The sequence below is a fragment of the Nocardia carnea genome (genome assembly GCF_029868855.1).
Classification (GTDB): Bacteria; Actinomycetota; Actinomycetes; order Mycobacteriales; family Mycobacteriaceae; genus Nocardia; species Nocardia carnea_A.
The window spans coordinates 1-13,093 of sequence record NZ_JARWOV010000293.1; the positions used below are offsets into that span (position 1 = coordinate 1).

Sequence of the window (13,093 nt, forward strand, 5' to 3'; positions counted from 1 at the left end):
TTGCGGATACTCCTTGGTTATGTGTATCGTGTCTTAGTTTTTTCGGCTCCGCCATCAGTAAACTGCCGGGGGCGCCTAAGCCCGCAGAGCCTGGCGGGCACCCCGCCACGGGCTGCGCAGCCGGCGGTCGTGGCTGACGATCACCAGTGCGCCCGTGTAGTGGGTCAGGGCGGTTTCCAGATCTTCGACGAGGGCGGGAGAGAGGTGGTTGGTGGGTTCGTCGAGCAGTAGCGCGGCCGTCGGCTCGGTGACCAGCCGGGCCAGCGCCAGCCGCTGCCGCTGCCCGGTGGACAGTTCGCCGACCCGGGTCGTGAGCTGGGCGCGGGTGAACAGTCCCAGCGCCAGCAGCCGCTCGGCGTGCTCGTCTGCCTCGCCCGGCCGGCCGTGCGCGAAAGCGGCCGGCAGGGTGCTGCCGGGATCGCCGCTCCGGGGTTCCTGTGCGAGATAACCGATATGGCCGCGACGAGTGACCGTTCCGCAGTCCGGTTCGAGTTCCCCGGCCAGCACACGCAGCAAGGTGGTCTTACCGGCGCCGTTCGGGCCGGTGACCAGCAGTCGCTCACCCGCCGCGACGGCGACACTCGTGGGAGCCAACCTGTTCGCGACGCTGATATCGGTGGCATGGAGCACCGCCGTGCGTGGCCCGCCGGGGACGGTTCTCTCGGTACCGGCGGGTGCGTTGCCGTGCGTACGGTCGCCCCGGTTCTGTGCGTCGCCGAGCCCGTCGTCCTGCGCGTAACCGCGCCTGATGCTCTGGGCCTTCTCGTCGGCGTCGCCGCGTGTCCGCTCGGATATTTGGCTGCGGGTCCGCTGGAGTTCGGTGTCCGATCTCTCGTCGAGCACCGCGCGGTCCGGCGCTTCGGGTGTGATGCCGGGATGTTTGTCCGGTGCGCTGCTCCGGCCCGCGGGCGCCCACGGGGTTGCGGTGAACCGCAACGGTTCCGGAGGCGGCGGCACGGGGTCGTCCAGTAAGCGGCGCAGCCGTTCCTCGGCATTGCGGACCCGGCCGGCCAGCGACTGCTGCACGCGCCCGCCGGCCCGGTCGTAGGCCATCTTGTTGTTGTCCCTCATCGCCCGGCCCGGCGCCACCCGGCGCGCCGTGGTCGCGATGGTTTCGCGTAGCCGTTCGGTTTCGGACTGCCACTGCGTGTACGCCTGCGCCCACCGCTGCCGTGCCGCGGCCTTCTCGGCCAGGAAACCGCGGTAACCGTTGCCGTAGCGGGTGACGCAGCGGCGATCCGCGTCGACCTCCAGCAGGGTGGTGCTCACCCGCTCGAGGAAGATCCGGTCGTGCGAGACCGCCACCGTTGTCCCCCGGCGGGCCCGCAGATGCTCTTCCAGCCAGGTCAGAGCGTCGTCGTCGAGGTGGTTCGTGGGCTCGTCCAAGAGCAGTACCTCGGGTGCTGCCGCGAGCAGGGCCGCCAGTCGCAGGCGGACCTGTTCGCCGCCGGACAGTCCGGCGACGGTGCGTTCGCGGGAAACCAGCCCCAGTCCGAGCCCGTGCAGGGCTCGTTCCACCCGGGCGTCGGCGTCGTAGCCGCCACGCAGTTCGAAAAGGTTGGTCAGGTCGCCGTATTCGGACAGCCCGGAGTCGTTGCCCGCGGCCATCTCGGCCTCCAGCCGGCGCATCCGTGTCTCGATCCGGCGCAGAGCGCTCAACGCCCGGTCGATGATCTGCTGCACCGTCAGCTGCGGCGGTAGCTGTTCGTCCTGGGCGAGATAGCCGATACCGCCCTCGGTATCGACGATGATCTCGCCCTGATCGGGTTGCTCCCGCCCGGCGAACAGGCGGAGCAGCGTGGATTTACCGGATCCGTTCTCCCCGACGATCCCGGTGCGTTCACCCGCGCCGAGCGAGCACGTGACCGCGTCGAGAACCGGCCGGCCCCGGAAGTATTTGCTGACCGCGAGTGCGGTGATCTGAGTGGGCATACAGGAACTCCGAAGTATTCGAGGACGCGGCCATCGACGACCGCAGGACCGGGGAAACACTTCGGAAGAACATCGGCACCCTCACTAGTGCGACAACAGTTGCATTAGGATGATGCCACGGCACCACCCATTCGAGCAACCGGATACCGACGATGAACTCATCCGCCCCACCCCGTCCCCGCCCCGGCGGCCGCACCGCCCGTATCCGCGAGCAGGTCCTCGACGCCGTGCGCGCGGAACTCACCGAACACGGCTACGACGCCCTCACCGTCGATACCGTCGCCGCCCGCGCCGGTGTGCACCGCACCACGGTGTACCGCCGCTGGCGCGATATCGGCGGCCTCATCGCCGACCTTTTCGCCGCAGCCGCCGATATCGACTGGCATCCCCGCGACACCGGCTCGCTACGCGGGGACCTGGCGGCCCTGAACGCGGAAATACAGGAGTCCTTCACCGAGCAGCCCTCGATCGCGGCCGCGCTGGTCGCGGTGTCGTTCCGCTCGGAAGATGCGGCCGGCGCGCTGCAACAACTCTGGGAGGACCGCTACACCCAATCCGAGATCATCGTCGAACGAGCCATCCGGCGCGGCGAACTCCCACCCCGCACCGATCCTCGCGCCCTGCTCGTCAACGCCACCGCACCCCTCTATCACCAGCTCGTATTGCTCCGCACTCCACCGGATCCCACCCTCCCCGACCGTGCGGCCCACGCCGCCGCACTCGCCGGCCGGGCCGGAGCCTTCACGACACCGCAGTAGTGCGTGCTGAAACCCGGTCGACACCGGAGGCGGCGATGGGGTTGCCTCACCCGCCGCCACCACCGGCCCTCCTCCCGGAGTGTCGGCCGATTTTCCCGGCCTGTTCTGTGAGCACGCCGCCCGGCGAACCCGGCTGTCGCGTGCGCCGACGCGGACGGCCGGCACCGATCGGGACGCGGTGCGGGCCGGTGCGTCGATACTGCCGGCGGGCGGGAGGTGATGGTCCACCCCCGGCCGTGCGCCGTGATCAGGGTGCGGGGTACTTCTCGAGCAAGGCGTCGCGCGCGCGTTCCACGGACGATCGATCGCTGCCGAGGACGGTCACCGTGGGTACCGCATTGCCGGCCACCGGTGGGCCGACCACGAATGTGTACGCGATCTGCTCGTTGTTGCCGAAGTGGGCCACGTACACCTGCCGGTCGCCGAGTGTGATGATCTCGTCCTGCAGCACATCTTTCTCGACCTGGTACTCGTATCCGATCGTCAGCCCCTGGCCCGATCCGGCACGGCAGAGGTGGACCACTTGGTTCTCCGCTACGGGCAGCGTGGGAGTTGCGCCGATTTCCGGGAGGATCTCGCAGGGGTCGGCGCCGGTGAGCACACTTCGTGCCGAATCGGGTGAGGTGCCGTAGGGCGGGCTCGCCGGTAGCCGGGCGATCGGAGTGTCGATCAGTGCGTCGCCGATGGCGCAGGTGTCGACGGCGGGCGGGCCTTTCACGCTCAGCAGGATCTGGGTCATGGACGGGAACTGTGCGGTGACCCAGCAGGCGTTGACCTCGTTACTCGACCCCTTGCCGTCGGGGCCGAGGATCTCGACCGTGACATCACCGACCCGGCGGTGTTCGTCGATCGCGCTCCCGCCCGGCGTCCGCGCCAGCGTCCAGGTGAGCTCGAGGGGCGCGGATTCACCCTCCAACGTCGCCCGGCAGCCGGCGATCATCGCAGTCCCCGAACGCACTTCGCGTACTGTCCCGTGCTCCTCGAGGGCCGACCGCGGCACCAGGGCACACGGATCGACCGCCCGGATACGCCGCATCAACTCCCAGTTCTGCTCATCCGTCGTCGCCGCATCGAACCAGATCGGGTCGACCGCGGCGGCGTCGCTGTCGCTCTGACACGCGCCGACCGCCAGGGCGGTCATTGCCACCAGAAGTACGTACACCGCCGCGAGTCCGCGACGGTATCGGCTTGCCGGCGATGGCCGGCCGAGATCCGCGCTCGATCCGACAGGACTCCAGGCGAGCTCCGAGCGACGCAATGACATCCCCCCGTTCGTTTCCACCAGTCGCGGTGAGCGACAGGTGTATTCGAGCGGTAACTGTACGGCGTGCCCGTTCGCCGGACCAGGGATAGGTCGGTGCCCGGCCGGATTCGGTCCCGAACCGCGGTATCTCCCGTTCGGGAGAGGCGGGTCGTCAGAGATGGGCGGCGGCCCGGTTGTAGTCGGCGGCGGTGACCGGTTCGGCCCACACGACATCGTCGCCTTCCCAGAGCGCGAGATGAGTCATGAAATGGTCCGGTCCGGCGCCGTGCCAGTGCTCCTCGCCGGGTGGGCACCAGACGGTATCGCCAGGGTGCAGAACCGCCACTTCGCCGCCGCGGGTCACGACCAGTGCGATGCCTTCGGTGACATGCAGGGCTTGGCCCAGGGCGTGGGTATGCCAGTTCGTGCGGGCGCCGGGCCCGAAGTGCACCGCATTGAGTCGCGCCCTGGAAGGCTCTTCACCGCGGTAGATGGTGTCGAACCGGACGGGGCCGGTGAAGATATCGGCGGGTGCTTCGGTCGTCGGTGGTTTACCCAGAGTGTCCACAGGATTCTCCTGGAGAGGTCGTCGGAGGTGGTGCCGGGTCAGACGGTCAGCAGGACCTTGGTGGCGCGGCGTTCGTCCATCGCGCGGTACCCCTCGGCGGCCTGGTCGAGCGGGAGGGTGAGGTCGAAGACCTCGCCGGGGTCGATTTCGCCGCGGACGATGAGATCGATCAGATCGGGCAGGAAGTGGCGTACCGGGGCGGGCCCGCCGTGCAGGTGCACGCCGGAGAAGAACAGCTGCATCCCGTCCAGTTGCACATCGTGGGTGACGCCGACGTAGCCGACGTGGCCGCCGGGCCGGGTCGCGCGGATGGCCTGCATCATCGACTCCTGGGTGCCGACCGCCTCGATGGTCGAATGCGCGCCGAGCCCGCCGGTGAGTTCCTTGATTCTCGCCACGCCCGCCTTACCGCGTTCCTCGACGATATCGGTGGCGCCGAATGTGCGGGCCAGGGCTTGGCGGTCGGCGTGGCGACTCATGGCGATGATGCGGTCGGCGCCGAGTTGTTTCGCCGCCAGGACGGCGAGCAACCCCACCGCCCCGTCGCCGACGACCACGACGGTCTTACCGGGCCCGACCTCGGCGGCCACGGCGGCGAACCAGCCGGTCCCGAGCACATCGGAGGCCGCGAGCAGGCTCGGGTACTGCGCAGCGGTCGGTTCGCCGGGTACCCGGACCAGGGTGCCGTCGGCGAGCGGGATACGGGCCCGCTCGGCCTGGGTGCCGATCGAACCGATCGGTACGTTGTGCACGCAGCGGCTCTGATAGCCGGCCCGGCAGATCTCGCAGGTGTTGTCGGAGGCGAAGAACGACCCCACCACGAAATCACCGATCGCGAGATCGCGTACCTCCGCACCGACCTCTTCGACCACGCCGATGTATTCGTGCCCCATCGGCGCGGGCCCGGCCAACTGCTCGACGCCCCGGTAGGGCCACAGATCCGACCCGCAGATACACGTGGCGGCGATCCGGATCACCGCGTCGGTGGGTTCGACGATCTCCGGGTCGGCGCGCTGTTCGACCCGCACATCGCCGGGGGCGTACATGATGACTCCACGCATTGTCAGGTTCTCCTTTGCCTGTGTTCCAGAGATCGTCCGTCCGGCCGGCTGCCGCCGTACGGCACCACGCTGCGGCGTGACACGGCGGAGACCACGCATACGACGGTGGACGCGGCTGCTCGGTGATTCGCCGGGCCGGTGCCTGCCGCGGCCGCTCGGGGTAGTGCCCAGTCAACCCCGATCGCGGCGATCCGGGGAGTCTCCCTCGAGACGTGTACCGGCAGGGCACCCCAGCTCCGGCGACACCGCCCTACGCTGGGGGTATGGGTAACCGGGAGGAAGTGCGCGAGTTTCTCGTGTCGCGGCGCGCGAAGATCACCCCGGAGCGCGCCGGACTGCCGGCGGCCCCGAACCGCCGGGTGCCCGGTCTGCGCCGCTCGGAAGTGGCGGCACTGGCCGGGGTCAGCGTCGAGTACTACGCCAAACTGGAACGCGGCGCGATCGCGGGCGCTTCGGCGTCGGTACTCGACGCCATCTCCCGGGCCCTGCAACTCGACGACACCGAGCGGGCCCACCTGCTCGACCTCGCCCGCGCCGCGGACGGAATCCCCACCTCCGGACGCCTCCGCCGCCGCGCCACCAAACCCGCCGCCACCCGTCCGAGCCTGCAGTGGGCGGTGGACAGCATCCGCGACGCCGTCGCCTTCGTCCGCAACCCGCAGCAGGACCTCCTGGTGACCAACGAACTCGGTCGCGCGTTCTACTCCCCGCTACTGGGTTCCGCCGGGCGCACGCCCAACCTGGCGCGCTTCCAGTTCCTCGACCCCGCCGCCCACGACTTCTATCCGGATTGGGACCTGTTCGCCGAGATGTGCGTGGCGATCATGCGCACCGAAGCCGGCCGCGATCCGCACGACCGCGGCCTGCAAGAGCTCGTCGGCGAATTGTCCACGTGCAGCGACACTTTCCGCCGGCTCTGGGGCACACACGATGTCCGGACCCACGGGTCGGGCACCAAACGTTTCCACCACCCGGAAGTGGGCGAACTGGTTCTGGCCTACGAGGAACTCGCCATCACCGCCGAACCCGGCCTCATCCTCATGATCTACACCCCGGAGCCCGGTTCACCGTCGGCCCAGCGCCTGCAGATCCTCGCGTCCTGGTCGCGGACGCTCGATGCCCGCACCGAATAGCGTTGCGTGTGCGCGCGGACAGGCCGGCGCCGAGACGCGGAGATACACTCCCGCGAGGACCGAACCGCCGGCCCCGGCCGGCCGAAACCCTGTACGAGGAGCGCACGTATGTCGCCTGTACCGCTACCGCAACCCGAGGAAACCGACCTGGCGCAGCGGGTTGCGCGATTGGAGGCGGTCGAGGCGATCAAGGCGCTCAAACACCGGTATCTGCGTGCGTGTGATGCCAAGGACCCGAAGGCTTTCCGGGAATGCTTCGCCGCCGCGGGTGCCGCGGTCGACTACGGGGTGCTCGGCTCGTTCGATGCCGACGGTATGGCGGCGGTATTCGAGAAGGTCGCCTTGCAGAAGGTCGACGGGAAGAACGTGATCCTCGATATGCACCACGGGACCCATCCCGAAATCACCGTCCACGACGCGGAGCACGCGTCCGGGAAGTGGACGCTGAAATTCCGTCAAGTGAACCTGATCGAGAACACCGAAACGGTGATGACCGGCGAGTACGACGACGAATACGTTGTCGAGGACGGCCGGTGGAAGATCGCCGCCTGCCGCTTCGAACAGTATTGGTCGATCACGCGGCCGGTCGACGACGGCTGCCGGGTCACCCAGTAGCGTCCGGAGCGCTGGTGCCGGGGACTGCACGAGTGCGGCCACCGAGGCAGTTACGGCTCAGGCGTCCTCGATACGGAAGAGCGTGCACCGGCCGGCCAGGGCGGCGAACTCGTCGGGATCGTCGCTGGTCACGACCCCGGACTTGATCATCACCGGTACCCCGGTGGGAACCAGCCGCGGGAACTCCCGCAGCACCGGTTCGCTGTCGGCCGCCGGGATCTCCACCAGGCGCACCGTGCGCTTACGCCGTCCGACCTTCAGCTCCGCGGTATCGGCGACCTGGACGTTCTTCACCCAGTCCGCACCGGGAATACCGCCGAGAACGTATTCGGCGCCGTTGTATTCGAACGGTGTCACCGGTGTGGTGCGGGGCTTACCCGATTTCCGGCCCGGCACGGTGAGCAAAGCCATCGGCAGCGCGACACCTACGCGGCTGACGGCAACCATCGCCCGGTTCATCGGTTTCAGCCAGACGGGAATCTTGACGTTGTCGCCTGCCATCGTGCGCTCCTCCACCTCGGACGCCGTATCCGCGCCCCGAACCGATAGCGAGCCACCCGATGTGGCTCGCTACGGCAGCGTAGCGGTTCCGGCCGACAGCTGCCGCCCGGTCAGAAGTCCCAGTCGTCGTCCTCGGTGTTGACCGCTTTGCCGATCACATAGCTGGAGCCCGAGCCGGAGAAGAAATCGTGGTTCTCGTCGGCATTCGGGGACAGCGCGGACAGAATCGCGGGGTTGACCTCGGTTTCGTCCTTCGGGAACAGCCCCTCGTAGCCGAGGTTCATCAGCGCCTTGTTGGCGTTGTAGCGGAGGAACTTCTTGACGTCCTCGGTGAGCCCGACCTCGTCGTAGAGGTCCTGGGTGTACTCGACCTCGTTGTCGTACAGCTCGAACAGCAGTTCGAAGGTGTAGTTCTTGAGCTCGTCGCGCTCGGCCTGGGTGACCTGCTCGAGGCCGCGCTGGTACTTGTAGCCGATGTAGTACCCGTGCACCGCCTCGTCACGGATGATCAGGCGGATCATATCGGCGGTATTGGTGAGCTTGGCCCGCGACGACCAGTGCATCGGCAGGTAGAAGCCGGAGTAGAACAGGAAGCTCTCGAGCAGCGTCGAGGCGACCTTGCGCTTGAGCGGATCGTCGCCGCGGTAGTAGTCGAGGACGATCTCCGCCTTGCGCTGGAGGTTGCGGTTCTCCTCCGACCAGCGGAAGGCATCGTCGATCTCACGAGTGGAGCACAGCGTGGAGAAGATCGAGCTGTAGCTCTTGGCGTGCACCGATTCCATGAACGCGATATTGGTGAGCACCGCCTCTTCGTGCGGGGTCAGCGCATCGGGGATGAGGCTGACCGCGCCGACCGTGCCCTGGATGGTGTCCAGCAGGGTGAGCCCTGTGAACACCCGCATGGTGAGCTGTTTCTCGTCCGCGGTGAGGGTGGCCCAGGACGGGATGTCGTTGGATACCGGGACCTTCTCGGGGAGCCAGAAGTTACCGGTGAGCCGATCCCAGACCTCGGCATCCTTCTCGTCGGGTACCCGATTCCAGTTGATGGCCGAAACCCGATCGATGAGCTTCATGCTGTTTCCACACCCTTCCCACGAATCCGACGACAACCCTGCGCGTGCCGTAACACTACCCCTTGGGGGTCGAATCACCGAGCGGCACCAGAACTTGTGTTTTGCGCGTCGAATACGCTAGGGAGAGCTGGGACTTCGGCGCATCGGCGACCGCAGGCGCCGAGCCTACTTCAGTCGTCGCCGGGGGGTTTGTGCCGGCCGCCGGATCCGTCGTCGCCCGAAGAGGACGGTGACATGGCCAGGCCGAAGGCCAGACCGAATCCGATACCGAGACCCACCCCCAAGGCCAGATTGCCGAGGACCGCGAGACCGAGCGGGACCCCGATCGCCAGTCCGATGGCGATCCCGATACTCAATCGGTAACCGAGTGAGCGATCACCGCCGGCGCCCATACTTCGACGGTACCGGCATCAGAGGCTCTCACCTGCGATTTCAGTGTTCCGAGATGGTCTCGGGGAGGTCGCGAACGGGGGTGTTCGGCGACCGGTACGGCGGGCCCGGGAAGGCCGCCGGTTCAGATGCCCGGAGGTCGGCCGACAGGCGGCTGACCGCCGGGGTGGGCCGAGATCGGTCCCGGCGGCGGATCACTCCATCACGTAGGAGTTGAGGCTGTCCCGGATATCGGTGAGTACCGCGCGCGCCGAGGTCAGACCGGTGGTGTGCCAGAGCGCGTCGTCGACCACGAAGGTACGGCCGTCGGTGGCCGCGCCCAGTTCTTTCCACTCCGACGAGCGCATCACCGATTCGCCGTGCTCCTGGCCCTCCGGTCCGGCGAACATGACATAGATGAGATCGCCCTCGGCGGCGACGGGATCGGACTCGTCGAGCGGTTCCGATTCGTCCCGCTGCGCGGTCGGCCGTTGCGCACCGGTATCGGCGAGGACCTGCGCCGCGAAGGTTTCGCTGCCCATGATCTCGCTGCCGGTGGCGGTGAACCGGACCAGGGACGCCTCGGTGAACGCCGCGTTGATCGACTTACCGGTATCGGCGGCCTCGGTCCGGTAGTTGTCCAGCGCCTCGCGTCCGGCCGCGGCCCGACCCATGGCACCCGCGAAAGCGCTGAACTGTTCCTCCCAGGTCTTGTCCGTGCCGATCAGGACCGTCGGGGCGATATCGCTCAGGGCGGCGTAGCCGGCCCGCCCGGCCGGTACCTCGCCGATGATGAGGTCGGGGTTCAGCTGGGCGATGAGTGCCGGGTCGGGGTCGGTGGCGACACCCACGCCGGGAATCTCCAGCACTCCGTATCCCAGATAACCCGGCTGCGGCGCCGGACCGGGCACGGTGGTCGCGCCGACGACCCGCTCCCACAGGCCGACGGCACAGGTGGCATCGAGCGCGGACGTGCCGAGGACCACGATGCGCTGCGGATCGGCCGGAACCCGTGATTCACCCGAGGCGTGCCGGACGGTCCGGGTGGATCCATCGGCCGGGTCGGCGGGGGTGGGCAGCGAGCAGGCCTGCGTGGTGTCCCGCTCGATTCCGACCACACCCGCGCCGGCGATCTTGGTGGTGGTGCGGACGATCGACGCCGAGTTATCGGGTTGGCTCGCACATCCGGCCACCGCCACCGCGATACAGGCGAGCGCGGCGCCCACGGACCGGTGGGCGCGGCGCACCCGGGTGGAGGTCCGGGGTTTGCGCACGGCTGGGGTACGGACAGCAGGGCTCACCGGCATGCCGGGAAGGGTACATGCCCACCGGGATTCACTGCGCGCCAGCGCCTGCCGCCGACCGCGGCCCGATCGCCGTGGCAGGTCGCCCCGGACGGTGCGGGCCTGCGGACGGGCAGGTCGTGCGGGTGCGGGTGGGTGCCGCCGGGCAGTTGCACAGCACGGTGCGGGCCGCCGGTATCGCGACCGGGTGGGCCGGTGCACGGGACTCGGCGGTCCGGTCGTACGACGCCCGGTGAGCCGGTAGTACGACGCCCGGTGAGCCGGTAGTACGACACAGAGTAGGACCCGTTCGGTCGCCGCTCGGCGGACGGTTTACGATTCGAGAAGCGCAAGCTAACCGTTGGCTGTCCCGCGCGACGGGGCAGCGGGCAAACAGTGGAGCCTGCGGAGCGACCCTAAAGGCACCTTCAGGAGGATCAGTGACTGCCGTAGAGCCCAAGCCAGTCCCGCAGGGGGTGGAAGCGACTCGGCCATTTCCGGCACGATTGGGGCCGAAGGGGTCGTTCATATACAAGGCGGTGACAACCACGGACCCGAAGGTCCTGGGCGTCATGTACTTGACCACCTCGATGGCGTTCTTCCTCATCGGTGGCCTGATGGCGCTGATGATGCGTGGTGAGCTCGCCCGCCCGGGCCTGCAGTTCCTTTCGCCCGAGCAGTTCAACCAGCTGTTCACCATGCACGGCACGATCATGCTGCTGTTCTACGCGACCGCGATCGTGTTCGGTTTCGCCAACATCATCCTGCCGCTGCAGATCGGCGCCCCCGACGTCGCCTTCCCGCGACTGAACGCCTTCAGCTACTGGCTGTACGCGTTCGGCGCGACCATGGCGACCGCGGGCTTCGTCACCCCGGGCGGTGCCGCGGACTTCGGCTGGACGGCATACGTGCCGCTCACCGATATCCTGCATTCGCCGGGTGTGGGCACCGACCTGTGGATCATGGGCCTGGCCGTCTCCGGTCTGGGCACCATCCTCGGTGGTGTGAACATGCTGACGACCGTGGTCTGCCTGCGCGCTCCGGGTATGACCATGTTCCGGATGCCCATCTTCACCTGGAACATCGCCGTCACCAGCGTGCTGGTGCTGCTCGCGTTCCCGCTGCTGACCGCCGCCCTGATGGGTCTGGCCTACGACCGCCACCTGGGCGGTCACATCTACGATCCCGGGACCGGCGGCATCCTGCTCTACCAGCATCTGTTCTGGTTCTTCGGCCACCCCGAGGTGTACATCATCGCGCTGCCGTTCTTCGGCATCGTCTCCGAGATCTTCCCGGTGTTCAGCCGTAAACCGATCTTCGGCTACACCACCCTGGTCTACGCGACCCTCGGTATCGCGGCCCTGTCCATCGCCGTGTGGGCGCACCACATGTACGCCACCGGCGCGGTGCTGCTGCCGTACTTCTCGTTCATGACCTTCTTGATCGCGGTCCCGACCGGTGTGAAGTTCTTCAACTGGATCGGCACCATGTGGAAGGGGCAATTGACGTTCGAATCACCGATGTTGTTCTCGGTGGGCTTCCTCGTCACCTTCCTGTTCGGTGGTCTGTCCGGTGTCATCCTGGCCAGCCCGCCGCTGGACTTCCACGTCACCGACTCCTACTTCGTGGTCGCGCACTTCCACTACGTGCTCTTCGGCACCATCGTGTTCGCCACCTACGCCGGTATCTACTTCTGGTTCCCGAAGATGACCGGCCGCATGCTGGACGAACGTCTCGCGAAGTGGCATTTCTGGACCACGTTCCTCGGCTTCCACCTCACCTTCCTGGTGCAGCACTGGCTGGGCGCCGAAGGTATGCCCCGCCGCTACGCCGACTACCAGGCCGGGGACGGGTTCACCACGCTGAACACCGTCTCCACCATCGGTGCCTTCATCCTCGGCGCCTCGATGCTGCCGTTCCTGTGGAACGTCTTCAAGAGCTACCGCTACGGCGAGGTGGTGACGGTGGACGACCCGTGGGGCTACGGCAACTCGCTGGAATGGGCCACCACCTGCCCGCCGCCGCGGCACAACTTCTACGAACTGCCGCGGATCCGGTCCGAACGTCCCGCTTTCGAACTGCACTACCCGCATATGATCGAGCGGATGCGCAAGGAAGCGCACGTCGGGTTCAACGGTGGAGCCAAACACCACGATCCCGAAGTGGAGAAAAAGCTGGTCAAATCCTGACCCGCTCCCGCAATACACAGATGCGCCCGTCGGCCCAGGTCGGCGGGCGCGCTGTGTTTCCGGTCCCGGAATCGAGGGGTCGTCGGCAGCGGGCCGGGGGCCGGACGCTTAGATTGTGGAGGGCCCCGCACAGTCTCGGGTCCGCCGACGCGGCGCAGTGCCTCCCGATTCGCCCACCTCAATGGTTCGGGGCCCGTCTCGTTCTGAAGCGACGGAGCGGGGGAGCGAAGCGGAGGGCGAAGAACGAGACCAAGGGGCCCGAACCCCGGGGCGCCCGGGGGGGGGGCCCCCCAGAAGGAGGGGGGGGGGGGGTTGGGGGGGGCCCCCCCCGCGGGGCCCCCCCCCCGGGCCGCCCCCCCCGGGGGGGG

The 13,093-nt window shown here is 68.0% G+C and carries 12 protein-coding genes and 1 pseudogene; 5 read left to right on the forward strand and 8 right to left on the reverse strand.

Translation table 11 applies throughout. The features are described from left to right. Positions 1 to 75 precede the first annotated feature (75 nt). Positions 76 to 1,932 carry an ABC-F family ATP-binding cassette domain-containing protein gene (locus tag QH195_RS30385; RefSeq protein ID WP_280437906.1) on the reverse strand — a complete coding sequence of 619 codons (1,857 nt, stop codon included), beginning with the start codon at positions 1,930 to 1,932 and terminating at the stop codon, positions 76 to 78. A 152-nt stretch (positions 1,933 to 2,084) separates the two neighbouring features. Here QH195_RS30385 and QH195_RS30390 point away from each other — a divergent pair, with 152 nt between their 5' ends. After that, positions 2,085 to 2,690 carry a TetR/AcrR family transcriptional regulator gene (locus tag QH195_RS30390; RefSeq protein ID WP_280437907.1) on the forward strand — a complete coding sequence of 202 codons (606 nt, stop codon included), beginning with the start codon at positions 2,085 to 2,087 and terminating at the stop codon, positions 2,688 to 2,690. Positions 2,691 to 2,757: 67 nt separating this feature from the next. After that, a pseudogene (locus tag QH195_RS35315) lies at positions 2,758 to 2,910 on the forward strand (hypothetical protein); the annotation flags it as partial. 27 nt (positions 2,911 to 2,937) lie between these two features. Here QH195_RS35315 and QH195_RS30395 read toward each other — a convergent pair. The 3 genes from QH195_RS30395 to QH195_RS30405 form a co-directional block, all read right to left on the reverse strand. After that, positions 2,938 to 3,837: a hypothetical protein gene (locus QH195_RS30395; protein ID WP_280437908.1), complete on the reverse strand. Its 900-nt coding sequence runs from the start codon at positions 3,835 to 3,837 to the stop codon at positions 2,938 to 2,940. A 268-nt stretch (positions 3,838 to 4,105) separates the two neighbouring features. Next, positions 4,106 to 4,501: a (R)-mandelonitrile lyase gene (locus tag QH195_RS30400; protein WP_280437909.1), complete on the reverse strand. Its 396-nt coding sequence runs from the start codon at positions 4,499 to 4,501 to the stop codon at positions 4,106 to 4,108. Positions 4,502 to 4,539: 38 nt separating this feature from the next. Continuing rightward, positions 4,540 to 5,562, reverse strand: coding sequence for a zinc-dependent alcohol dehydrogenase family protein (locus QH195_RS30405; RefSeq protein WP_280437910.1), 1,023 nt, complete (start codon positions 5,560 to 5,562; stop codon positions 4,540 to 4,542). A 263-nt stretch (positions 5,563 to 5,825) separates the two neighbouring features. On the opposite strand from QH195_RS30405, the gene QH195_RS30410 reads away from it, so the two are divergent. Beyond that, positions 5,826 to 6,695, forward strand: a complete 870-nt coding sequence (locus QH195_RS30410) for a helix-turn-helix domain-containing protein (protein WP_280437911.1) — start codon at positions 5,826 to 5,828, stop codon at positions 6,693 to 6,695. A 108-nt stretch (positions 6,696 to 6,803) separates the two neighbouring features. Continuing rightward, entirely contained in the window at positions 6,804 to 7,310 is a 507-nt protein-coding gene (locus tag QH195_RS30415) for a nuclear transport factor 2 family protein (RefSeq protein WP_280437912.1), read from the forward strand. 57 nt (positions 7,311 to 7,367) lie between these two features. Here QH195_RS30415 and QH195_RS30420 read toward each other — a convergent pair whose 3' ends face one another. From QH195_RS30420 to QH195_RS30435, 4 genes are all read right to left on the reverse strand, one after another. Beyond that, the gene (locus QH195_RS30420) at positions 7,368 to 7,811 is read right to left on the reverse strand and encodes a nitroreductase family deazaflavin-dependent oxidoreductase (RefSeq protein WP_280437913.1); all 444 of its coding nucleotides are present in this window, start codon (positions 7,809 to 7,811) and stop codon (positions 7,368 to 7,370) included. 110 nt (positions 7,812 to 7,921) lie between these two features. Further along, a complete protein-coding gene (gene nrdF / locus QH195_RS30425; RefSeq protein ID WP_033241225.1) occupies positions 7,922 to 8,884 on the reverse strand; it encodes a class 1b ribonucleoside-diphosphate reductase subunit beta in 963 nt (320 codons plus the stop codon). Between the two features lie 170 nt (positions 8,885 to 9,054). Further along, on the reverse strand, positions 9,055 to 9,276 hold the full coding sequence (locus tag QH195_RS30430) for a hypothetical protein (RefSeq protein WP_280424207.1): 222 nt from the start codon (positions 9,274 to 9,276) through the stop codon (positions 9,055 to 9,057). A 192-nt stretch (positions 9,277 to 9,468) separates the two neighbouring features. Next, complete coding sequence (locus QH195_RS30435; protein WP_280437914.1) at positions 9,469 to 10,560, reverse strand: ABC transporter substrate-binding protein; 1,092 nt, start codon at positions 10,558 to 10,560, stop codon at positions 9,469 to 9,471. A gap of 416 nt (positions 10,561 to 10,976) precedes the next feature. Here QH195_RS30435 and ctaD point away from each other — a divergent pair, with 416 nt between their 5' ends. Next, a complete protein-coding gene (gene ctaD, locus QH195_RS30440) occupies positions 10,977 to 12,725 on the forward strand; it encodes an aa3-type cytochrome oxidase subunit I (protein ID WP_280424205.1) in 1,749 nt (582 codons plus the stop codon). Positions 12,726 to 13,093: the final 368 nt, after the last annotated feature.

What these genes read in the sequence shown, in the direction of transcription:
- QH195_RS30385 (WP_280437906.1), bottom strand. Translation starts at nt 1,932, where the DNA reads ATGCCCACTCAGATCACCGCACTCGCGGTCAGCAAATACTTCCGGGGC.
- QH195_RS30390 (WP_280437907.1), top strand. Translation starts at nt 2,085, where the DNA reads ATGAACTCATCCGCCCCACCCCGTCCCCGCCCCGGCGGCCGCACCGCC.
- QH195_RS30405 (WP_280437910.1), bottom strand. Translation starts at nt 5,562, where the DNA reads ATGCGTGGAGTCATCATGTACGCCCCCGGCGATGTGCGGGTCGAACAG.
- QH195_RS30410 (WP_280437911.1), top strand. Translation starts at nt 5,826, where the DNA reads ATGGGTAACCGGGAGGAAGTGCGCGAGTTTCTCGTGTCGCGGCGCGCG.
- QH195_RS30415 (WP_280437912.1), top strand. Translation starts at nt 6,804, where the DNA reads ATGTCGCCTGTACCGCTACCGCAACCCGAGGAAACCGACCTGGCGCAG.
- QH195_RS30420 (WP_280437913.1), bottom strand. Translation starts at nt 7,811, where the DNA reads ATGGCAGGCGACAACGTCAAGATTCCCGTCTGGCTGAAACCGATGAAC.
- nrdF (WP_033241225.1), bottom strand. Translation starts at nt 8,884, where the DNA reads ATGAAGCTCATCGATCGGGTTTCGGCCATCAACTGGAATCGGGTACCC.
- QH195_RS30430 (WP_280424207.1), bottom strand. Translation starts at nt 9,276, where the DNA reads ATGGGCGCCGGCGGTGATCGCTCACTCGGTTACCGATTGAGTATCGGG.
- QH195_RS30435 (WP_280437914.1), bottom strand. Translation starts at nt 10,560, where the DNA reads ATGCCGGTGAGCCCTGCTGTCCGTACCCCAGCCGTGCGCAAACCCCGG.